Below are 22618 nucleotides of genomic sequence, written 5' to 3'. Positions count from 1 at the left end.
GAAAGACCTCTTGTAAATAACACTCTTATGAAAAAATTGATTCTGATAGGTTTACTCTTTCCACTTTTAGCTCTAGGACAACATGAATTGAAAGGCACTTTTAGTCCGGCTGAAGATTTCACCTATGCATTTCTCTATAAAATGAATCCGAAAGACCCAGAGTTTGTCGGGAAGGCAGAATTAGATAGTTTGGGGAATTTCAATATTGTTTTAGATGAGAATGCCAAGCCAGGTATCTATAAAATTATATACGCGCTTCCGGCAGAAGCGAATAATTTCGATATTATTTATAACGGAAAAGAAGATGTGAACCTTAATTTTTCCTTGGAAAATGGAGTGGAATTTACCTCGTCTTTAGAAAATAAACAGTGGGCCTCTTACCTTAAAAGTATGGAAGTCATTAACAACACCATCAACAACTATTACACACAAAACGGAACCGACAAAAAAGCGTTTCAAGATATTTTTAAAACCCTAAGCGAGACACAAAGAGGTTATGAAAATTCGGCTGATGGTATGCTGGCAAAGACATTCATAAAAGCGAATAAGCCTTACATTCCTGAGACATACGAAGATTTAAAAACCTATTCGGACAATTTTAAAGCTAATTATTTTGCGCATGTAAATTTTGATGACCCGTTACTACAGAGTTCCACGTTTATAACAGACCGAGTTAATGGTTTTATTTTCGGGCTTTCTAAAGACTCGGATGCTGAGGCTTATAAATCGCATTTAGCCATTTTGGCCAAAGCTTTAGATGGCAGTAATCTTGATACACGCAGTACCCTTTTGGAAATGCTTTGGCAAACTTTTGTTGAAAAAGGCAACGAAACTATGGCGAACCATATTGCAGAAAGCTATCTTATTGACATCGCCACAGAGGAGCACGATTTAGATTTAATGCAACGCCTTGTCACCTATAAGAATACATCATTAGGAAATGTAGCGCCAGATTTTGAAGTCATAGCGGGAAAGCAACGTTTATTGGAACTTAATGAAGCTGACCAATACCTATTGGTATTTTGGAGCAGTACCTGTGGCCATTGTTTAAATGAATTGCCTGTGCTTCACAAAGAGTTAAAAGCCCATCCTAATTTAAAGGTTATCGCTTATGGTCTTGAAGATACTTCAGAAAACTGGTCAGAAACCATTAGGCAGTTCCCCGATTTTACCCATGTTTTAGGTTTGGGTAAATGGGAAAATCCCTTAGTAAAAACCTACGGCATTCAAGCAACACCGTATTATTTTGTTTTGGATAAGGACAAGCGTATTGTGGCTAAGCCTTATGATTTAGAGATGTTGAAGGATTATTTGTCTAAGAAGTAATTTATTCTACTTCATGAATAATTGGGTCGACTACACAGTCGGATAAATCTACAGAAGCATACATGGCCCAACTATTGCCACCAAAATCTATTCCTTGACCCCAGGCGGTTTCTTCATTACCATTACCGTCATTTACCACGGCATGCAATGCTACACAAAACTGGTCTTCTAAATCATTTTCGTTAAAATAAAAGGCCACTTGGTCGGTGCCTTCAGGGTGTTCAGATTTATATTGAAACTTACCAATTTTAGGATTTCCAGAACCTGTTACAGGAAACGTAAGGTTATCACATGCGCTAATATCCATATGCACTCCAGAGATTTCCCAATCTCCAGTACTCTCATAGGCAATGACTATTTCGCCGTCTACGACATATATATTGACCGAACCAGCGTTATGATATTGTCCTGCCATTAAAGGAATCTGAACGCATGGTACATCAAAAGACCAATCGCTATCATTAGATGTTTTTGAATTTTTGGCTGATGTGGTATAGTTAATTTCAGAACTAGCCTCCTCTGTTAGAATTATTGGTTCACTCGTACATGCAGTTGATAATAAGGCTACTACAGTAAGTAGGAAAAGTAGTTTTTTCATGATTCATTTGGGTTAGGTTGCTCGGTAAAACTATAACACAGCCTTTATTGCATCATTAAATATTCGATGTACCACCTTGATTTACGCTGAATCAACCATGCTTCCGATTAACGGGAAAATTTTCAGGATGAAAACTATACGTAGAACTACGTATGAAATAGCCATATTGATTTTATGTTGTTCTGTGTTCCATTCAAACTAAACTCAAAAGAAAACGCCCAGCAAACTAATGTCTGCTGAGCGCTTAAGAAACTAAATAACCAACCAAAATTTAGCTTCGTGTACTTTCTCTAGGATTGTCTTTCTTAGCTGTTTTTTGCTTACGCTTCTTCACCACTGACTTCTTTATAGACTCTCCACCTTTTGCAACTGGTGCTTGTCTTAGGAACTCTATATAACCTTTACCCGCAAACTCATAGACAGTACCAGAGTCTGCATGAAGAATTTCAATGGTTCCATCATCTATAACGCTCAGTTCAAAAACTTCATTGTCGAAGAAATCATAATCCAGTGTTAAATATTTAAGGTAGAAGTTACCTGTTACATCTGCCACGTCATAGAGGCCAGTGAAATCCCAAACAATATTACTTGGGTTAGAGATATTAGCGTCTTGCGAACTTCTAAATTCTATATCGTTACCACCAGCTACGAACTGTAGGTAATTTTCATTGTCAAACTCATCTAGCGCACCAAACTCACTTGTATAGGTCTTCTCCCATGCTTCATATTCTTGAAGGAAATAGTGAATATTATCATAGAACACAAAGTCATAATCAAAGTTAGAACGTTGGTATCCATTTAGGAAATATGAGGTGTCTGAAGACGGGTTATATAATTCAATGGTGTTGTTATCAATCCTGAAGACATCAAACGTCCCGAAGCCATCCAAATCGTGATTCACATCCAAAATCCCATCATAAGCATCGTAAACACCGATTGGTATTCCGAAGCCATTACCCTGTTCTCCTATACCTACTAAATTATTGTTAGCATAGAGAATTCCGTTTCTAAATGACACCGTAAATGCTATCTGCAAAAACGGAACTTCACCAGACCCTAAGGTTTCATTAACATCAACATACCATAACTCGTAAGAGTTTAATAGCTGATTTACATTTATGCCTGGTACTGGGTCGTCTACCACAATAACGGCATCTTCAACATAACATGATGTAAATAGGGTTGCTGTCAAGGCAAATCCCATAAGTAGTTTTAAAGTCTTCATAATCCTTCGTTTTTAATTGTTCTCTGCTTTAGACTTTTCAAAACGCGTGCCAAAAATTCAATCAATTGATTATCAGTATTTTATGTAGTTCATTTTATTATGCACGCATACTGAATCAGTCTTTACACCGATTGCGCTAAGCACCTTTTATAAATTATGTATTTTTGAAAGTGCATAACGCAACACCATCTATGGAAAAACCTAAAAAATATGCCGTTTTTGGTTCAGGAAGCTGGGCCACCGCCATTGTAAAAATGCTTTGTGAAAATTTAGACGAAGTTGGTTGGTACATGCGAAGTGTCTACATTAAGGAGCATCTTTTAAAGGAAGACCACAACCCTAGCTATTTGAGTTCGGTTGAATTTAAAACCAAGCAACTAAAGCTGAGTAACGACATCAATGAAATGGCAGACTACGCTGATGTGCTCATTTTTGTGGTGCCATCGGCCTTTATGCATTCTGAATTACAAAAGCTATCCGCCGATATTTCCAACAAAATAATTGTGTCTGCTGTTAAGGGTATTATTCCTGAAAGTGGACTGCTTGTTGGAGAACATTTTCATGATATTTATAAAATTCCTTTTGAAAATATTGCGGTCATTGCCGGCCCTTGCCATGCTGAAGAAGTCGCTTTAGAGCGTTTATCTTATTTAACCATTTCCTGTGCTGATGAAGAAAAGGCGCAGGCTATAGCCGACAGCCTATCTAGCTGGTACATCAATACCAAAACCAGTGATGACGTTATTGGTGTGGAATACGCCGTTATGTTAAAGAATATTTATGCCATCGCCGCTGGCATTGCCCATGGACTTGGTTATGGGGACAACTTTCAAAGTGTATTGATGAGTAATGCCATACGGGAAATGCGCAGATTTATCAAAAAGATGCATAAAATGAAACGGAACATCAATGACTCCGCTTACCTCGGTGATTTGTTGGTAACCGGTTATTCTGTGTTTTCCCGAAACCGAATGTTTGGCAACATGATTGGCAAAGGCTATACCGTAAAATCAGCACAGATGGAAATGAGCATGATAGCAGAAGGTTACTACGCCACTAAAAGCGCCTTTATTCTTAATACAAATAATAAGAAAAAGACGAGACTACCGATTATTAATGCTGTGTACGAGATTCTTTACGAGAATAAAAATCCTAAGAAAGTATTTAAAAAGTTGACGGATAAGTTGGACTAGCTATTGGCATTAGCCTTTTCCCGTCATTGCGAACGCAGTGAAGCAATCTCATTATTGATATGACTGTTTTGTGAGATTGCCACCTCATTCGTACCTCATTCCTCGCAATGACAGCATTTACTACTTTACCAAAACCCCTTTAACATCCATCAACGGAATCGGCTGTAAAGCTTTTAAATTTATGGTGTTTTTTCGAAAGAGATACGTTTTATCTAGCATTTGGTTGCCTTCAAAAAAGGTGACTTTAAATTGATTATTTAATGCGAAAAGCTCCTCAGGCATAAGCTCTATTTTGGCATAGCTCTTCTTGGGAAGTACGTCGATTTTCTTTCTAAAGGTTGACGTAATTTTTTCATCGGAATAGCCGTTGGTGACAATCAAAACCATCTCTAAATCTACGCCTTTATCGTTAATGATGTAGGCATTCCAATCGTTTGTATTGTAGATGTCATTGTGTTCATTGACTACCGCAATATAAACGTCTTTGACTTCTGGAATTTGGATGTCTTTTTTCATCTCTAGTTCCTGCGAAAGCAGGAATCTTTTTAAATTAGACTATCAGTTTTTATTAATGAGATTCCTGCTTTCGCAGGAATGTATTATAATGCCGACTTAAACTGCTCTAAGAAACGTACATCGTTTTCACTCAACAAACGGATATCACTGATTTGATGCAATAACAAGGCAATACGGTCAATACCCATTCCGAAGGCAAATCCAGAGTATTCCTTAGAATCAATACCACAGTTCTCCAAAACATTTGGGTCTACCATACCACAGCCCATAATCTCTAACCAGCCTGTACCTTTGGTCATTTTGTAATCGGTTTCGGTCTCCAAGCCCCAGTATACATCTACCTCAGCACTTGGTTCTGTAAACGGAAAGTATGATGGACGCAATCTGATTTTTGACTTCCCAAACATTTCCGTCGTAAAATATTGCAAGGTCTGCTTTAAATCAGCGAAGCTCACATCCTTATCAATATACAAGCCTTCTACCTGATGGAAAAAACAGTGCGACCGTGCCGAAATAGCTTCGTTTCTATACACACGCCCCGGAGAAATGGTTCTAATCGGTGGCTTATTATTTTCCATATAGCGAACTTGCACGGAACTGGTATGTGTACGTAACAAAATATCTGGATTAGTTTGAATAAAAAACGTATCCTGCATATCTCTCGCCGGATGGTATTCTGGTAAGTTCAAAGCCGTGAAATTATGCCAATCGTCTTCAATCTCTGGGCCTTCACTGACGTTGAATCCAATGCGCGAAAAAATATCAATAATCTGGTTTTTTACGATTGAAATTGGATGACGGGCTCCCAAGGCTATGGGCTCACCAGGACGTGATAAATCACCATAGACACCTTTGTCTTCTTCACTATTTTCTAATGCAGACTTTAAGTCATTGACCTTGTCTTCAGCTGTTTTCTTAAGCTGATTAATGGTTTGCCCAAACTCTTTTTTCTGCTCGTTGGCCACATTTTTAAATTCCGCAAAATACTGCTTCAAAAGGCCTTTAGACCCTAAATATTTTATACGGAATGCTTCAACCTCTTCCTTGGACTGTGCTGTAAATGCTTCTGCTTCTGCAATGAGTTCGTTTAACTTATCAATCATAATGCCCTCTTTTTCATCCTAAAATAAGACTGCAAATTTAAAAATTCCTAATCGATATACGTTGTTTCTACAAAATAGTTGACTATAGCCTCCTTCATTAAAATACTTTGCTCACCAGCCTTTAAATGTGGCAACTGGGCTTTGACTTTATAATGAGGCCAACCGTCGTCGTCCACAAAATCGAATTCATAAAAACCATAAGGTTCCAACAACTTACAAATGGCAATATGCATTAAATCTAACTTATGGTCTTTTTTATAGGTGTTGTGAAGTTGCCCTAATTCTTGCACGCCGATTAAATAGATGATGGCGTCCAAATCCAATTTCTCACCATCCGCAAACTGATTGGACAGCTTTTCTACCAAAAACTCCCAACGTTCTTTTAATTGAATATCTCTCGACATAATTCTTCCTGCATTTTTTGCGTTATAGAAGCGACAAAGTTAATGGATATTGAATGGATTCGCTTTACTTTCAACTTAAAAAAATTCCGTTACTTTTGACTAAATAACTAAGATTATGAGTGTTATTGACATTGTTTTGGGTGGCCTTATTCTATTTGGGTTAATCCGCGGTTTATTTAAAGGCCTGTTTGTAGAAATTGCGTCACTTTTGGCTTTGGTTCTTGGTGTATATGGTGCTATCCACTTCAGCTATTTTGCCTCTGAGTTTTTGATGGACCGAACGGAATGGGCTGAAAAAACAGTAAATATCGTTGCTTTTGCCATCACTTTCGTTGTCATTGTTATTGCTATCAGCTTCGCCGGAAAAGCCCTCACCAAGCTTGCAGATTTTGCCATGTTAGGCATGCTTAACAAACTACTCGGTGGTGTTTTTGGCGGTTTGAAAATTGCTCTGATTTTAAGTATTGTCCTTAATGTCTTCGATAAGATGAACAAATCATTACCTTTTGTAGACAAAGAAACTATTGAAGACAGTGCACTTTACGAACCTGTTAAATCACTATCACCTATGATTTTTCCGAATTTGATAAAAGTGGACGAAAAAGAAGAGGTTTCTAAAGAAGAAGCCTCAACTGCGGTTTAATATTTGTCTTCGACATTAGCGTTGATCCATTTAACACAGTCATCAAAACTTTTGAAGATGTGTTCTTCAGGAATTAGATCCGGTATAATGTCTATACGCTCCATCATGTAACGGGGTTGCTCCAAAAGGCTAACAAAAAGAACCTCAGTATCTCGACCTTTTAACTCCAGAAGCATGTCTTCCATTGCATAAAGTCCAGACTGATCCATGTATGGCATTCGCTCTAGCCTTAAAATCACGTAACTTGCTGTTACTGGAATCTGTAGAGTCAGAGCTTGAAAATCGCTTGTAGACCCAAAAAACAATGGCCCTTTAAGATGTTTAATAAAGACTTCCTCTGCAAATTTCTCAGGGAAGATATACTCATCTGACCATGTTTCTTCTTTTAACGGAATTACACCACTGCTACGAGCTGTGAGATCCCCAATTTTTTTCATAAACATTAAGGATGCTATAACCAATCCTATACCCACCGCATAGACCAAATCCCAAAAAGATGACAGTATGAGTACTACCATCATAATAAGGACTTCTGAACTTAATTTAAGTGGCCCCAACTTTATGTCTTTTGGAAGAGATGGAATGGCTCTTAGTCCTTTATAATCCATAACACCAATACCTACAGTAATCAAAATTCCTGCTAATACTGCAGCTGGTATACGTGAAGCTAAGGGAGCGACAGCCAAAAGAATAACGAACAACAATACCCCAGCAATCATACCCGATAGGCGTGTTTTTCCTCCAGAATTTATATTAACAACCGTTCTAATTGTGGCACCCGCCCCAGGGATACCACCAAACATGGCGGCAATACTGTTTCCGATACCTTGCCCCACCAATTCTTTATTTGGCTTATGCTTGGTTTTTGTCATGTTGTCGGCGACAACACTGGTTAACAAGGAATCAATTGCTCCAAGGAGAGATAAGGTTAGTGCGGTAAATATATATGGTGTTAGACTTCCTAAACTAAAACTAGTAAATATTTCTGATTTGAACTCAGGGAGTCCTTGGGGAATTTCAGGAATGGGCCTGTAATCCAATCCTGCTATAATGGCGACTGCAGACATGACCACAAGCGCCACCAATGTACTCGGAATGGCAGTTGTAATCCGTCTAAAGCCATAGATGATAAATATGGTACACAATGCCAAAATCAACTCTAGCCAATTAATATTTTGCAGAGCTCTTGGCAATACTTTTAGAGCACCTAAAACACCTGAAGCATTCTGAGCAGCAAGTGTTTGGGATTCTTTTAGGATATCCTCTTGTGTTATTTGTTCTGCTCTTGCAATGGTTTCTTTAAAGTCTTCAAGCACAAGAATATCTTCTGCCGCTTCTTCTTTTAAAATATTCTCTAAAATAACTTCCTCCGCCTCAGGTTTAAATGTTTCGACATAAGCCTCATCCTCCTTTGGATAATATCCGATAGATGGTAAAACTTGGGTCACCAAAATAATAACGCCAATGGCCGTCATAAATCCTGAAACCACTGGGTAAGGAATGTACCGAATATACTTTCCTAGACCCATTGCCCCTAAACCAATTTGCATAATTCCGGCCAAAAGAAAAACGGTAAGGATTGCAGGCAATGCTTTCTCAACACTACCATCATTAGCCGCAATAATTCCTGCAATGATGACCATACTCACTGCCGTCATTGGCGCTGTAGGTCCGGATATTTGAGTATTTGTACCACCGAAAAGTGCCGCAAAGAAACTAATAAAAATAGCACCATAAAGCCCTGCGCTTGGACCTAGACCAGAGGATACACCGAAGGCTAATGCTAATGGTAAAGCGACAATACCCGCTGTAATTCCACCAAAGGCATCTCCTCTAATGTGTTTAAACAAATCTTTCATAATGGTGTTGGTTTATAATTTTTTTATGGACTCTGCCGGAATCCAGCCTTCGGTGCCATTGCTTAATCGAATTTTATTCCACGCCTCATAGACATCGATAATCTGCACTTTGGTTCCCTCATGTATACGAAGTATTTCATCGCTCTTTAAATTAGGATCCGCCTGCATTTTAATTTCATCGGCAAAAACAATTGCTGGTTTGTCATTGGCATCCAAGGTTTCTTTTTGAAATGCCATCACCAATGCAACTAATGCGATTAAGGCGACAACGAAACTAAGGATAAATGCAATTCTTTTTTTGCTCGATGTATATGAAAAGTAATATAAAAGGTAAAAGATAACAAATAAAACAACGCCAGTCACTGCAAAAACGGCCCAACCATCTGTCGATAATGTATTAGTGAGGTTATTGGTAATTCTAGCAAATCCAACTTTTGGAACTGTTGAAAAACCATCAATGGTCATATTCTGGGCAAAGCTTCTGTTGTTTTTTATTTCTGAATCGTTTGGTGCCAGCAGTAATGCCTTTTCGTAATTATAAATGCTGGGTGCGATATGATTGAGTTTATAGTGGGCATTAGCCAAATTGAAATACACTTCTGCAGAATGCTGTCCAGACTCTAATATCTTTTCATATTTTGAAATTGCATCTTCAAACTGACCGTTGTTGTATAAGGTGTTGGCCTCTTCAAATAGTTTTGAATTCTGACTGAAGACAATAAAATTCAGGCTTAAAAAAAGAAGAACAAATACGTTTTTCATCATTATCGGATTTGTTTATCAATTTGTGAAATTGTCGTAGCGGCAACATCATAGTCACGTTGCATTTCAACCGTTGTTGAAGGTGCATATCTTGCCAGCTCACAACTTTCTAGTAGTTTTGAGAAACTATCGATGTTGACCTCATCAACTTGTCTTGAAGCCAGCAATTCCCTGATTTTTGGCTTACTCATATCACTAGTTTCAAGCTTCAGTTTGGCCTTAAGGTAATTGTGCAAAGCCTTTTCTAAAGCCAAATAAAATGGCACTTTATCGCCCAATGCTTTTTTAGCTGTGCTTAAATACTTTCTAGCCAAACGATCGGCCTTTCGTCTTTTATTACCGACTATATCAGCATCGCGTTCGTCCTTCTTTCGTCTCACCAAAATAGCAATAGGAATAGCCAATAATGGCATTAACAGACTCGCCCAAAAGGTCGTTGATTTAAAAAACGGCTTGCTCTCTGTGGGTTTAAAATTGGTGCTTATTTTTATAAAAGCAAAAGGTGCATTCGGCGTATTGGGTTGCGCAATCGCAGTTGAAGTTGCGGTATTTTCAGTGTTGGAAGGTCCTGTAATTACATCAACCAAAAGCTCTTCAGAATTGAGGGTTTTATACGATTCTGTTTTTAAATCGAAATACGAAAACGAGATGCTTGGTATCGGATATTTACCTTTATACTGAGGCACAATCGTATAGGTGTCTGATATTCGTCCTTGCATGCCTCCAAGATTTGTACGGACATTTTCAGCATGTTCAGGTTCATAGACTTCTAAAGAACTTGGCACGGTCAACTTTGGCAATTCAAATAATTTAAGATTCCCCTTACCCGAAACCTGTACTTTGGCTTCCAAGGATTCTGATGCATTCAAAGCTGTTTTATTGGTCGTAACCACAAAATCGAATTCGCCAACAGCACCACTAAAGTCAGCTGGTTTACCTTCCTCTGGCAAAGGTTTTACATTAATAGTTCTATTCCCCGCTCTAATAGTTTGAGGTACGCGCGTCATTAAGCGGTTTCCGAATATATCGTAACCGTTTTTAGGCACTTCAACTACTAGGTCTAATACAAAAGGATCTAGTTTTAATTTACCTGTCTTTTGAGGGTAAAGCACAGCTTTTTTCAAAACCACAAACCTGTAATCCTCACCTTTGTATTTACCACGCTCTTCTTTATAAGCCTTAATTTCAAGATTTTGGCTCCAAAAATCATTAAATCTTGGGTTTTCCTTCTCTACCCAGTTTCGAACTCCAGTCGATGGTGCTACGTATAGTTTGTAAATAACGGTAATCGCCTCATTAAGATAAGGATTAGGATTTGAAACTTCAGCCACGAGATGGATATTTTCATCCGCAATAGTTTGTGCTGCCGCTGCTGCTGAATTCTTAGGTGGCGCTACGGCATCCGTAACTGTAATTATTACGGGTTCCGTTTTATAGGTTTTGCCTCCAATTTCAATAGAAGCTGCTCCTATCTTGAAACGACCCTTAGCCGTTGGCGATAAAAAATACGTATACGTTTTAGCGTAGGAACGCTGACCGTTAAAATAAGATGTACTTTCTGACAAATTAGGCCCGCCGACAACGGTAAAATCCGTGAAATTAGGGGATTCAAAATTATCGCCACTTTGGTTCATTTCAAAATCAACACGAAGTCGCTCATTAAGTCCTAATTTACTTTTGGAGACTTTTGCTTCAAACTTTACTTGCGAAAACGATGCCGCTGAGCATAAAAGAAATAGAACGATATAGAAAGACCTTGCTAGCATATAGGATTACCAGTCTTTTTCGGTTTTAACTTTAGCGCCTTTTTGTTTTTGTGCATTTATTTTCTCTTGGACTTTCTGTTCTTGGTTACTCATTGCTTCCAAGATATTCTTTATTTGCTGTGGCGACATTTTTCCAGGCTGAGGTTTCTGCTTTTGCTTGTCTTTGTTTTCGTCACCTTTGTTCTTTTCGTCCTTTTCATCTTTAGGCTTTCCTTTATCATCTTCTTCCTCTTCACCTTTCTTTTTATCCTTATCGCCTTCGTCTTCTTTTTTGTCTTTTTCTTGTTGCTGGTCGTCCTTATTTTTCTGTTGGTCTTGCTCTTTTTTGTCTTGGTCGTCCTGCTGATTTTCGTCTTCCTTATTATCCTCGCCACTACCATCTTCTTCCTTAGCGCATTCTTGTGCGAGGGCTAAATTGTAACGAGTTTCGTCGTCTGTGGGATTGTTTCGTAATGCATTTTTAAAAGCTTCTACCGCCGCTTTACATTGTTTATTCTGCATGAGAATATTCCCAATGTTATGGTAAGCTTTATGTTTATCTGACTTGTTTGTTGCACTTTTTGCGGCTTGCTCTACCCTGAACAAAGCTTCATCATAGCTTCCATTTTTATAATAGGTGTGTGCTAGATTATATGCGCCAGCAACATTGTCTTTCTTTTCCGAAAGTGCCTTGCGGAACTCCATTTCGGCCTCCACCATTTGGTTATCTTGAAGTAATTCATTGCCTTCATATACCAACTCGGTAGCCTTCTTCGCTTTTTTGACCAACTGCTTTTCGTTAGTCACGTCTTGAGCCTGAAGCCCAAACGAAAACACCAATAATGCTATAAAAAATCTCATATTTAAATGTATAAAAGCCTTCATTATTTAGCGTTAAATAAAATTAAAAGTTCTCATTGAACAGGTTTAGGCGTTTTAGCCATCCTGTTTTTCTATCTAACAAGAATATGTCCAAAAACAGTAAAAACAATGCAAAGCCTAAAAACCATTGAAACTGGTCTTTAAAATCAGCGACTTGCTTTGATTCAAATTCTTGCTTATCCATCTTATCCAAGAGGTCTTTAATAGTATCCACAACTTCGGAAGTATTTGCACCGTTGATGTAAACTCCGTTCGCTTCTTCTGCGATAGTTTTTAAGGTAGATTCATCAAGTTTAGTAATGACTGTTTCACCTTGGTTATCTTTTTTGTATCCAAGAATCACACCATTCTTTTTCAATGGAATCGGACCTCCTTTGGCTTCTCCTACACCGATGGTAAAAATTCGGATGCCTTCATCGGCCGCTTCCTCAGCAATAGTTCTAGCACTATCTCCGTGGTCTTCTCCATCTGAAATAAGGATGAGGATTTTATTGGTTTGCTCTTCATCATCGTAATAGGTTTTGGCCAATTCAATCGCCTCATGAATCGCGGTGCCTTGAGACGATAGCATATCCGTATTCATATTTTGAAGGAACATCTTCGCCGCTGCATAATCCGTAGTAATTGGTAATTGCGGGAATGCTTTACCAGCATAAGCGATGATTCCCACACGGTCACTGGCTAAGCTGTTTAATATTTGGGTCACCAATTGTTTGGACTTGTCCAATCGGTTTGGCGCAATATCCTCGGCCAACATACTCTTAGACACATCTACAGCAAAAACGATGTCCACACCTTGACTACGTACGGTTTCTAACTTTGTCCCGATTTTAGGGTTAACCAATCCTAAGGTCAAGAACAAAAAGGCGAAGCACCAAACAAGCATCTTTAACGTTCCTTTAAAAATAGAACGGTTGGGGCTCAATCGCTTCAATAACCCAGAATCTGCAAACTTTCTCTGTACCGAACGACGCCAAATCTGTAAAAACAGAAATAGCAGAACGATTACCGGAATTGCCAGTAAAGTCCAAAACCATATTTTTTCGTCGAGTTTAAACAAAGCTTCTAAATAATGTGTTTCTTAATAACAGTTCCAATAAGAGTAAGAGTCCAGCGACTAATATCAATGGCCTATACTTTTCTTGATAGTTATAATATTTCTTTTCTTCGATTTCGGTTTTTTCGAGCTTATTGATTTCTTCATAAATCTCAGCCAGTTTGCGGTTGTTGGTGGCTCTAAAATATTTACCGCCCGTAGCGTCTGCAATTTCTTTCAAGAGGGTTTCATCAATTTCTACCTGAACACGTCCAAACTGCAATTGATTATTTGGTAAAACGCCGATTGGGGATAGAGCCATTCCATTAGTACCAATACCGATAGTATACGTTTTTATCCCATATTCAACAGCTAATTCACTTGCTATTTTAGGGTCTATAAACCCAGAATTATTTACCCCATCCGTCAATAAAATAATAACCTTGCTTTTGGCTTTGCTATCCTTTAAACGGTTGACTGAGGTTGCCAATCCCATGCCAATGGCCGTTCCACTCTCAATGATGGTATTGTATTTTATATCTCTTAGTGCGCGTTGTACAATGTTTTTATCACTGGTAATCGGGGTTTTGGTATAAGCTTCACCAGCATATTCCACCAAACCTATTCTGTCATTTGGGCGACCATCGATAAATTCTGAAGCCACATTTTTAAGGGCATCTAATCGACTAGGTTTTAAGTCGCGCGCCAACATACTTGCCGAAACGTCAATGGCCATAACGATATCTATACCGCTCGTGGTTTTGGTTTTTGTGGAAACATCTACAGTGCGTGGTCGAGCAATGGCTGTAATTATTAAAGCCAAGGCTATTAGTCTTAATACAAAAAGGAAATGTTTAAACAGCGTCCAGAACGAACTAGTGCCTTTAAAACCTTGTGTTGTTGACATTCTAAGCTCAGCCGTCTGGCGTTGGTACTTAAAAACATACCACACAATCGCTAGAGGCAAAAGCAATAGGAGCCAAAACAATTCTTTATTTAAAAATTCTATGTTATTGAACATCTTCCTCCTCCTCGCTATCGGTTCGTTTAATCAACTCTATGGAATTCTCAATACGCTCTACCATTTGGTCTGCATAATCATCATCTTCTGGATACGTAATGATGATTTGTTGCAATACATTTTTATTCTTGAAAATGAGCATGTCATATTTAGCCGAAATACGTTTGTCGGTATTTGGAATCGTAACTTTAAATTCTCCAAAGGTCTTTAAGCCCTCAGCACCATTTGGTGTTTCAACTGTTTCACGCTTAACGGTAATATCCTGGGCGCCTTGTTGCTCAAACCCTTGCAAAGCACCTTCAGACACTTTTAAAAGGTCAATAGCATTTTCTTCTAGCTCTTCGTCCGAGCCAGTTTGATTTTGCGGACGCTTTAAAGTTGTAGTGTTGACCGTTACGCTAAAAATATCGAGCATGGTGCCGTAGTTGAACGTGGTCATCGTCATGTTAGCTTTCTGCTCTTCTGGCAAATCAACTTGAATACGCTTTAGCACTCTTGGTGTTGAAATATAAACTGGTGGAAAACCATAAGCACTATCGACCCAATCGCCTTCTAACAATTCTTTACTCTCATGACCGATGATGGTATCTTTTACGTACGCAAAACCATATTTTATACCAAGCCCCACAGTCGTTGCCATTAACACGAAGAAGGCAATACCGATAGTTAGTAAAATCTTTCTGGTTTTCTTTCGCTTTTCAACAGCCTCCTTGTATTTAAGGTCCATAAATTTTTCTTCTTCGGAAGGCTCTGGCAATTGCGCTCTTACCGCATCTATTTCTTTTGAAATGGTGTCTTTATCCATTTCGGCGAGCGTCTTATCTGGTACAGACTTAGCGAACTTTACCAAATCGGCACGTTTTAATATTTTTTCAAAGCTTGAAATGGTAGAATCATCCAACTCCAATTCGTTGGCGTCTTGAAGCAATTTCAATCGTGCAATCAATTCATCCGTGGTGCTTTCTAACGCACGGTCGTAGACTTTTTCATCGAGATACTTTCTTAGGATTAAAGTCAACTCTACGTAGTAATTCTTGATGTCGTCTTTTTCGAGATAGGCTTTTTCATCGAGTTTTTCCAAGGCCAGTTTTGCACGGTCGTACGGTGGTAACAAGGCAATGGTTTCCTCCTCTGTCAATGGTTTTTTTCGCCAGATAAACCACCAAATTAAAAAAGCCACTAAGCCCAATCCCAGTAGTATCAGTAATAGATACAACCACCATTTGCTTGATGATTTTTCAACTTCAATAATCGGTTTAATATCGTACAGGCCTTGCTTCGTAGTATCGACTTCAACAGTATTCACATAAACTTTGAGCGAATCCGTCATAAAAACGGTATCGCCAATCAGTAGTTTTTGCTTCGGGATGTAATATGACCCTGAATCGAATTGCGTCAGCGCATAATTTCGAAGTAATTGAAACTTAGCATCCTTCTTTAAGGTATCGATTTCTGAAATCTCAACCACTTCCAAAGGCGTGAAGGTTTGCCCTTCGGGAAAAATGACCAAATTGGTGCTATCGGTTTCAACTTTAATCTTAAAATTGATTTGTTCCCCAATTCTAATTTTTGTGGTGTCTACTTCTGTAGTGACCTGACTGAACGAAAATGAAGACGTGAGAATTAAGAACAAAGGAAGGAAGACACCTAAATTGGTGCGCTTCTGAACGTTCATATGTCGTAATTCGAAAATCATAAATCCCTTATCCTCTTCGTTTAAAATATCCTAATAATTTTTTCACATAGCTTTCATCCACACGGCAATCGATAGTCCCAGAGCCCGATTTTGTAAAGACCTCCTTAAAATAATTGACGCGCTCGTTGTAATACTTGCTGTAGTTTTGACGTACTTTTTTTGAAGCTGTATTGACTAAAACCAGCTCGCCGGATTCTTCGTCTTCCATTTGCACCATCCCTAAATTTGGGATGGCCTCTTCGTGTTTATCGTAAATACGAATCCCGGTAATATCGTGTTTGCCTGAAGCAATTTTTAGATTCTGCTCGTAATCGTCCGCCATAAAATCTGAAAGCATAAAAACAATGGCTTTCTTCTTCATGACGTTGGATAAAAACTTAATGGCTTCGGCGATATCGGTCTTTTTACTTTTCGGTTTGAATTCTAATAACTCACGGATAATTCGTAATACGTGGGAACGGCCTTTCTTCGGCGGAATGTACAATTCTACCTCATCTGAAAATAAAATCAGCCCAATTTTATCATTATTTTGAGTTGCGGAAAAGGCCAAAGTAGCACTGATTTCCGTGACTATTTCATCCTTAAATTGATTCTGTGTTCCAAAGAGTTTACTGCCCGAAACATCCGCCATGAGCATCATGGTGAGTTCACGTTCTTCTTCAAAAACCTTGACATAGGGTTCGTTATAACGCGCGGTCACATTCCAATCGATATTACGGACATCATCGCCGAATTGGTATTGGCGCACTTCAGAGAAGGTCATACCACGACCCTTAAACGTAGAGTGATACTCGCCACCAAAGATATGGTCTGACAGGCGACGCGTCTTTATCTCTATTTTCCGTACTTTTTTAAGAAGTTCTTTGGTGTCCATTTTTCAATTTAGGATTGAAGATTTTTGATGTACGATTTTATAAATCGTCAATCGCGATTCTAAAATCTAAAATTCTATGGTACTTCGATTTCATTGACAATCTTGTTAATAATATCTACAGAAGTCACATTCTCTGCTTCGGCTTCGTAGGTAATCCCAATTCTATGTCTTAGAACATCGTATACCACGGCTCGGACATCTTCTGGTATCACATAGCCACGACGCTTAATAAAAGCGTAGCATTTGGCGGCAGTCGCCAAATTGATACTTCCACGAGGAGACGCGCCAAATGAAATGAGCGGCTTTATGTCTTCTAGATTGTATTTTTCAGGATAACGTGTAGCGAAAATGATATCTAGAATGTAGCGTTCAATCTTTTCGTCCATGTAGACCTCTCTGACTGCTTTTTGGGCATTCAGGATTTGTTCTACGGAAACAACAGGATTCACTTTTTCAAAACCACCTTTAAGATTGGCTCTGATAATGAGTTGCTCCTCGTCTAATTTTGGATAATCGATTACGGTCTTCAACATAAAACGGTCAACCTGAGCTTCTGGCAGAGGATAGGTTCCTTCTTGCTCCACAGGGTTTTGCGTCGCCATAACCAAAAAAGGTCTATCTAGAATAAAGGTCTCATCGCCGATAGTCACTTGCTTTTCTTGCATGGCTTCAAGCAAGGCTGACTGTACTTTTGCTGGTGCTCTGTTTATCTCATCCGCCAAAACAAAGTTGGCGAAAATCGGTCCTTTTTTAATAGAGAAATCATTCTCTTTGATGTTGTAAATCAAGGTTCCGACGACATCGGCAGGAAGCAAATCTGGTGTAAACTGAATTCGACTAAAACTTCCAGCAACGGCTTGTGATAAGGTGTTGATGGCTAGTGTCTTTGCGAGTCCCGGCACACCTTCTAACAAAATATGTCCCTGACCAAGAAGGCCAATCAACAGACGTTCTACCATGTGGCGCTGACCGACAATGACCTTGTTCATTTCCATGGTCAAAAGGTCAATAAACGCACTTTCCTTTTCTATTTTTTGATTGATGCTGGCAATATCTATTGTCCCAGTGTCTTCCATATTTAGCGGTTTTTACAAACGTATACTATTCAAATTTTACAGACACGCAAATTGTTAAAATTATTCTTGTTTCGCTGTTAACGATTGGTTAAAAAAAATGGGCGATTTTCAATGAAAATCGCCCATTTTATAATGCTTTTAAGAGACTACTCTACAAGCGTAATAGCTTCTAAAGTAGTTACTGTTCCAACTTCAATTTCAACATCGGTTAAAACAACTTCTAGATACACTGGTCCTTCTTCACCTTCAGCTGGCACTTCAGGAGTAACGGAAACTGTATAGATTCCAGGAGATAAGCCAGGAACTTCAAAATTACCCATATCATCAATAGTTGTTGTAGCAATATCGTCTACACCGTCTGATACTGTAATTACAACAGCTACATCATCGTTGGTGATGCTTCCGGCTAAAGTCCCAGAATTTATTTCCAAACTCGCTCTCAATACAGGTTTTAAATTAATGTTACCTGAATTTCCTGCCATGACGATAGAACGGTCAACATCAAAATCTAAGATAAAGTCGTAATTAAATCCACCTTCAATAGCTTGGTCTACTTTTACTTTAAGACCAGATTGCTGTGCACTTGGCGTGTTTAATGGAAACGTTTCTCCATCAATAACAACGGTATTATCGTCACCCAATACCAGTCGGATGTCTTTAATGAATCCGGCTTCGATTTCTTCGTCATTTACAAGGTCTAGACTTACACCACCGGTAAGTTCTAATAAATCATAAACACCCGTATTAATGGCGTTTAATGATACCCATCCTGCATCATCTTCATCTACATCACCATCTTGGTCCATATCCTCTTGCGCGTCGTCATCAGCATTGTCATACTTTACCAAAACATCTACCACTTCTACAAATACATTGTCATAATCACCTGGTTCATCTACTAATTTTACTGAGATATTCGCTGTGTCATTACTTGGGTTGTCATTGTCATTGCAACTTGCAAAAATTAAGGCCAAAACGAGTAATCCTAATAGCTTAAAAGATTTTAAAAATTTCATTTTATTTGATTTAAGGTTTGTAATTATACGTCCACAAGTGACTTATAGACGTTTCTCTTTCATTTTTATCGGACTGCAAGATACTTTGGAAGTGCTTTTTGGATTAGTTCATATCCATTTATTATTGATTGAAACCGATATGTTGCAAAGCGTCTCTCTGCCAAAAAAATTAATGGGTCTTCCTCACGGTCTTAAACTTGAAATGGATATTTTTATAGTGAAAAATTTAATATGAAGACATCCAAAACCTATTCTAAAATTATAAGTGGTGCCATGACTTGGGGTCGCTGGGGTAAACAATGCTCAACGGCAGAAATGGCTGAACTTATTGAACACAATATAGATATCGGCATCGCTACTTTTGACCATGCGGATATTTATGGCGATTATTCCACCGAAGGCGAATTTGGAAAAGCATTTAAAGCATCTGGCGTTAAGCGCGAAGACTTTCAACTTATTTCAAAATGTGGCATTCAATATATGGGCGACGCCCGAAATAATTCCGTAAAGCATTATGATTATAGTACAAATTATATCGTTTGGTCGGCCGAACGCTCTTTAAAAGAGTTGCAAACAGATTATTTGGACCTTTTTTTGTTGCATCGCCCAAGTCCTTTGATGCAACCTGATGCTATTGCAAAAGCCGTAGACCATTTGAAGACATCGGGGAAAATAAAATCATTTGGGGTTTCCAATTTTACGCCTTCTCAAATGGATTTACTCAAGACTAAAGTGGATTTAGAGGCTAATCAAATTGAATTTTCCCTAACCCAACATTCGGCGATGCACAACGGCACATTGGATTATTTGACTGTAAATGATATTCAACCAATGGCTTGGTCCCCTTTGGGTTCTGTCTTTAAAGAAGATACCGAGCAAACACGACGTATTCACAAACAATTGGGCGAATTGTTAGATAAGTACAATGCTACGGAAGACCAATTGCTTTTGGCTTGGTTGCTTAAACATCCTGCGGGTATTTTGCCGGTTGTTGGCACCACCAATAAAACCCGATTATCACAGGCGATGGATGCCACAAGCATAGATTTAGAATTAGAGGATTGGTTTAAGATTTTAGTGGCGAGCCAAGGGCATAAGGTGCCATAGAAAGTTGAAGTTGAAACCGAAGACGAAATAAGAAAATATTATATGAAAAGAACAGCTTTAATTACAGGCGCAACGAGTGGTATCGGCAGAGCTACCGCGCACGAATTCGCCAAGCACAATATCAACCTCGTCCTTTGTGGACGACGGCAACTGCGGTTGGATAGCATCCAAAAAGCATTGTCTCGCGAAACGGATGTACACACCTTAAATTTTGATGTTCGTAATCGTGAAGATGTATTAAAGGCCATTGATAGTTTGCCTGAAGACTTCAAAAATATTGATATCCTTATCAACAATGCTGGAAACGCCCACGGTCTCGACCCTATTGAAACAGGCAATCTGGACGATTGGGATGCCATGATGGACATTAATGTGAAAGGCTTGCTTTATGTCAGTAAAGCGGTGATTCCAGGGATGACCGAGCGCAAATCAGGACATATCATTAATATTGGTTCATCCGCAGGAAAGGAAGTTTACCCCAAAGGGAATGTTTATTGCGGAAGCAAACATGCCGTTTTGGCCATCACCGAAGGCATGCGCATCGACCTCAACCCTTATGGTATTAAAGTTAGCGCTATAAACCCAGGACTTGTAGAAACGGAGTTTTCAGACGTTAGATTTAAAGGTGGTGCTCAAGCCGATAATGTCTACAAAGGCTACAAAGCGTTGCAGGCTGAGGATGTTGCGGAAGTTATTCACTTTGCGGTGACGCGTCCGGCACATGTAAACATTGCGGATGTACTTATGTTCTGTACGGCGCAGGCGAGTTCTACGATTGTGAAGAAGAACTAATTATTATTTATTTCTATTTTTTATTTTCTAGTTATGGCGCATCATACTTCATTTGAAAGTTTAGAAGTTTATAAAGCTTCAATCGTTTTTTGTGATGGTATTTGGGATATCATTTGCAACACAACCTTGAATAAAGACTATAAATTACGAGAGCAAATCAACGGGTCTTCAGGTTCTGTAATGGATAATATTGCTGAAGGTTTTGGTCGTGGAGGAAACAGAGAATTCATTATGTTTATGGGTTATTCAAGAGGTTCTTGCAGTGAAGCTAAAGCACAATTAACACGATTTTTCAGAAGAAAACATATAAATGAAGAGACTTATGATGCATTGAATGCACAAGCAGAAGATTTAATAAATCAACTTTCAAAATTCATGACATTTTTGAAAAAATCTGAACGAAAAGGACCAAAATTCGATTAGTAAAACACAGTTTTCATTTAATTTGAATAAAAAATAGCAATAGACAATACCTAATACCAATTGATTAATAAACGCCTACTCATTAAAAACCTACTCGCACATAATGACGAGAACAGTTTCTATGACAAAAAGCGAAAGATTGATATTTCCCATAAAGAAGGTAAGGCCAAGTTTTTAAAACATGTCTGTGCGCTGTCTAACAGTAATCCTAAGAACAATTCCTATATCGTGATTGGGGTTGAGGATGAAGACAATCAAATCATTGGGGTTGATTTTTTTGACGATAGTAAAATCCAGAATCTCATCAATGCCTACCTCACTCACCCGCCAATCGTACAATACGAAAACATTCCCTTTCCACATCTGCCAGACCATAAGGTGGTTGGTTTGGTGACCATTCGGCCAAACGACCAAATAACCTCGCTTAGAAAAAACATTTGGAAGTATTATGGCGGTGCGGTTTTCTTTCGGGATGGCAGTATTTCCATGCCAAAGGTGTTTGATATCGAAATTAAGGACGTCAATTCTAAGATTGTTGAGGCGATTGAAAGTCATGCACAAAACAACATTGAACATACCTTAAATGGCGTTTTCGATTTTATGGAAAAACGTCGAGATTTTAATCCACAATACAAGGTGTTTAAAGAATATTTTGTGCTATGCTGGGCGGGTCATCGCAAGGTGGTCAAAGACGAAGTATTCTACTCGCGCGTGGATATTGAAATGATAAACGAGCAAAAGCGTTTGTTCTACTCGGCTTTGGATGAAGTGTCTATTTCGTATTCTGAAAATGACTTCAAAATTATTGAATATGTAAAGCTCGGGCTTCATGATACCTTTAAGTATTACAAGTTGGAAGAAACCACCATTCAGTTTGAAAACAACGCCAAATACACCATCGAATCCGAGCTGATTTTTGAACCGCCACAATTCGATAAAAAAATTCTACATCATATCTACAACAGCAATAATGTGATTTTGCAACGGCTTCAAAAACATCTGCCATTGCGACCACAAGACCAGCAGGATTTAATCAATCTGCCCGCCACTTACCTCATTTGTTATTTGAATGGATTTGACTCTGCTTTAGACAAGTTGCTCGACTTAAAACCATTCGTAAAAGGTCAAAACAAACAATTCGTCATTTTCTATAAAGAGACGATGCGCATTTTACGTAAAGTGAAATACAATTAGAGCGATAAAATTTAGCAATTCATCGATTTTCTATTTCAAGATTATTCCAGATGGACAAATAATTAATCCATTTGTCGAAAACTCAAAAAAATCTTTAAAATTCGTTCTATATTAGTCTCGCTATTAA

General features: G+C 38.6%; 22 protein-coding genes. 7 read left to right on the top strand and 15 right to left on the bottom strand.

The window, feature by feature from the left end; translation table 11 throughout:
* Positions 1–27: 27 nt before the first annotated feature.
* On the top strand, positions 28–1326 hold the full coding sequence (locus tag ACFOSX_RS04130) for a TlpA family protein disulfide reductase (protein WP_386097300.1): 1299 nt from the start codon (positions 28–30) through the stop codon (positions 1324–1326).
* 1 nt (position 1327) lies between these two features.
* On the opposite strand, the gene ACFOSX_RS04125 is transcribed toward ACFOSX_RS04130, so the two are convergent.
* Both ACFOSX_RS04125 and ACFOSX_RS04120 read right to left on the bottom strand, forming a co-directional pair.
* Positions 1328–1924 carry a hypothetical protein gene (locus ACFOSX_RS04125; protein WP_386097298.1) on the bottom strand — a complete coding sequence of 199 codons (597 nt, stop codon included), beginning with the start codon at positions 1922–1924 and terminating at the stop codon, positions 1328–1330.
* A 271-nt stretch (positions 1925–2195) separates the two neighbouring features.
* Positions 2196–3149: a nicotinic acid mononucleotide adenyltransferase gene (locus ACFOSX_RS04120; protein ID WP_386097296.1), complete on the bottom strand. Its 954-nt coding sequence runs from the start codon at positions 3147–3149 to the stop codon at positions 2196–2198.
* Between the two features lie 191 nt (positions 3150–3340).
* Here ACFOSX_RS04120 and ACFOSX_RS04115 point away from each other — a divergent pair, with 191 nt between their 5' ends.
* Positions 3341–4342: an NAD(P)H-dependent glycerol-3-phosphate dehydrogenase gene (locus tag ACFOSX_RS04115; RefSeq protein ID WP_386097294.1), complete on the top strand. Its 1002-nt coding sequence runs from the start codon at positions 3341–3343 to the stop codon at positions 4340–4342.
* A 120-nt stretch (positions 4343–4462) separates the two neighbouring features.
* On the opposite strand, the gene ACFOSX_RS04110 is transcribed toward ACFOSX_RS04115, so the two are convergent.
* From ACFOSX_RS04110 to ACFOSX_RS04100, 3 genes are all read right to left on the bottom strand, one after another.
* Entirely contained in the window at positions 4463–4858 is a 396-nt protein-coding gene (locus ACFOSX_RS04110; protein ID WP_386097292.1) for a hypothetical protein, read from the bottom strand.
* Positions 4859–4941: 83 nt separating this feature from the next.
* The gene (gene pheS, locus ACFOSX_RS04105) at positions 4942–5961 is read right to left on the bottom strand and encodes a phenylalanine--tRNA ligase subunit alpha (protein WP_386097290.1); all 1020 of its coding nucleotides are present in this window, start codon (positions 5959–5961) and stop codon (positions 4942–4944) included.
* Between the two features lie 47 nt (positions 5962–6008).
* Positions 6009–6365, bottom strand: coding sequence for a hypothetical protein (locus tag ACFOSX_RS04100; RefSeq protein WP_386097288.1), 357 nt, complete (start codon positions 6363–6365; stop codon positions 6009–6011).
* Between the two features lie 115 nt (positions 6366–6480).
* Here ACFOSX_RS04100 and ACFOSX_RS04095 point away from each other — a divergent pair, with 115 nt between their 5' ends.
* Positions 6481–7008 (top strand): CvpA family protein, encoded by a 528-nt coding sequence (locus ACFOSX_RS04095; RefSeq protein WP_386097286.1) that lies wholly within the window; start codon positions 6481–6483, stop codon positions 7006–7008.
* On the opposite strand, the gene ACFOSX_RS04090 is transcribed toward ACFOSX_RS04095, so the two are convergent.
* The 10 genes from ACFOSX_RS04090 to ACFOSX_RS04045 form a co-directional block, all read right to left on the bottom strand.
* Entirely contained in the window at positions 7005–8867 is a 1863-nt protein-coding gene (locus tag ACFOSX_RS04090) for a SulP family inorganic anion transporter (protein ID WP_386097284.1), read from the bottom strand. The two genes, ACFOSX_RS04095 and ACFOSX_RS04090, sit on opposite strands and share 4 nt — an antisense overlap.
* 12 nt (positions 8868–8879) lie before the next feature.
* Positions 8880–9632, bottom strand: a complete 753-nt coding sequence (locus ACFOSX_RS04085; RefSeq protein WP_386097282.1) for a tetratricopeptide repeat protein — start codon at positions 9630–9632, stop codon at positions 8880–8882.
* Positions 9632–11395 carry a BatD family protein gene (locus tag ACFOSX_RS04080; protein WP_386097280.1) on the bottom strand — a complete coding sequence of 588 codons (1764 nt, stop codon included), beginning with the start codon at positions 11393–11395 and terminating at the stop codon, positions 9632–9634. Before ACFOSX_RS04080 ends, ACFOSX_RS04085 begins: the two co-directional genes overlap by 1 nt.
* Positions 11396–11401: 6 nt before the next feature.
* On the bottom strand, positions 11402–12235 hold the full coding sequence (locus ACFOSX_RS04075) for a tetratricopeptide repeat protein (protein WP_386097278.1): 834 nt from the start codon (positions 12233–12235) through the stop codon (positions 11402–11404).
* A gap of 43 nt (positions 12236–12278) precedes the next feature.
* Entirely contained in the window at positions 12279–13316 is a 1038-nt protein-coding gene (locus tag ACFOSX_RS04070; RefSeq protein WP_386097276.1) for a vWA domain-containing protein, read from the bottom strand.
* Positions 13309–14313 (bottom strand): vWA domain-containing protein, encoded by a 1005-nt coding sequence (locus tag ACFOSX_RS04065; RefSeq protein ID WP_386097274.1) that lies wholly within the window; start codon positions 14311–14313, stop codon positions 13309–13311. Before ACFOSX_RS04065 ends, ACFOSX_RS04070 begins: the two co-directional genes overlap by 8 nt.
* The gene (locus ACFOSX_RS04060) at positions 14303–16009 is read right to left on the bottom strand and encodes a hypothetical protein (RefSeq protein WP_386097272.1); all 1707 of its coding nucleotides are present in this window, start codon (positions 16007–16009) and stop codon (positions 14303–14305) included. The genes ACFOSX_RS04065 and ACFOSX_RS04060 overlap by 11 nt, the downstream gene beginning before the upstream one ends.
* Before the next feature lie 7 nt (positions 16010–16016).
* Positions 16017–16883, bottom strand: a complete 867-nt coding sequence (locus tag ACFOSX_RS04055) for a DUF58 domain-containing protein (RefSeq protein WP_386097270.1) — start codon at positions 16881–16883, stop codon at positions 16017–16019.
* Between the two features lie 74 nt (positions 16884–16957).
* On the bottom strand, positions 16958–17959 hold the full coding sequence (locus ACFOSX_RS04050; protein WP_386097268.1) for an AAA family ATPase: 1002 nt from the start codon (positions 17957–17959) through the stop codon (positions 16958–16960).
* 146 nt (positions 17960–18105) lie between these two features.
* Complete coding sequence (locus ACFOSX_RS04045; RefSeq protein ID WP_386097266.1) at positions 18106–18975, bottom strand: DUF4382 domain-containing protein; 870 nt, start codon at positions 18973–18975, stop codon at positions 18106–18108.
* Positions 18976–19206: 231 nt separating this feature from the next.
* Here ACFOSX_RS04045 and ACFOSX_RS04040 point away from each other — a divergent pair, with 231 nt between their 5' ends.
* The 4 genes from ACFOSX_RS04040 to ACFOSX_RS04025 are packed head-to-tail and all read left to right on the top strand — an operon-like array spanning position 19207 to position 22491.
* Complete coding sequence (locus ACFOSX_RS04040) at positions 19207–20082, top strand: aldo/keto reductase (RefSeq protein WP_386097264.1); 876 nt, start codon at positions 19207–19209, stop codon at positions 20080–20082.
* A gap of 42 nt (positions 20083–20124) precedes the next feature.
* Entirely contained in the window at positions 20125–20874 is a 750-nt protein-coding gene (locus tag ACFOSX_RS04035) for an SDR family NAD(P)-dependent oxidoreductase (RefSeq protein ID WP_386097262.1), read from the top strand.
* Positions 20875–20907: 33 nt separating this feature from the next.
* A complete protein-coding gene (locus ACFOSX_RS04030; RefSeq protein WP_386097260.1) occupies positions 20908–21297 on the top strand; it encodes a four helix bundle protein in 390 nt (129 codons plus the stop codon).
* Positions 21298–21357: 60 nt separating this feature from the next.
* A complete protein-coding gene (locus tag ACFOSX_RS04025; protein WP_386097258.1) occupies positions 21358–22491 on the top strand; it encodes an ATP-binding protein in 1134 nt (377 codons plus the stop codon).
* Positions 22492–22618 lie beyond the last annotated feature (127 nt).

Source organism: Winogradskyella maritima (assembly GCF_042650215.1).
Lineage (GTDB): Bacteria > Bacteroidota > Bacteroidia > Flavobacteriales > Flavobacteriaceae > Winogradskyella > Winogradskyella maritima.
This window is presented reverse-complemented; position numbering and strand designations above follow the sequence as displayed.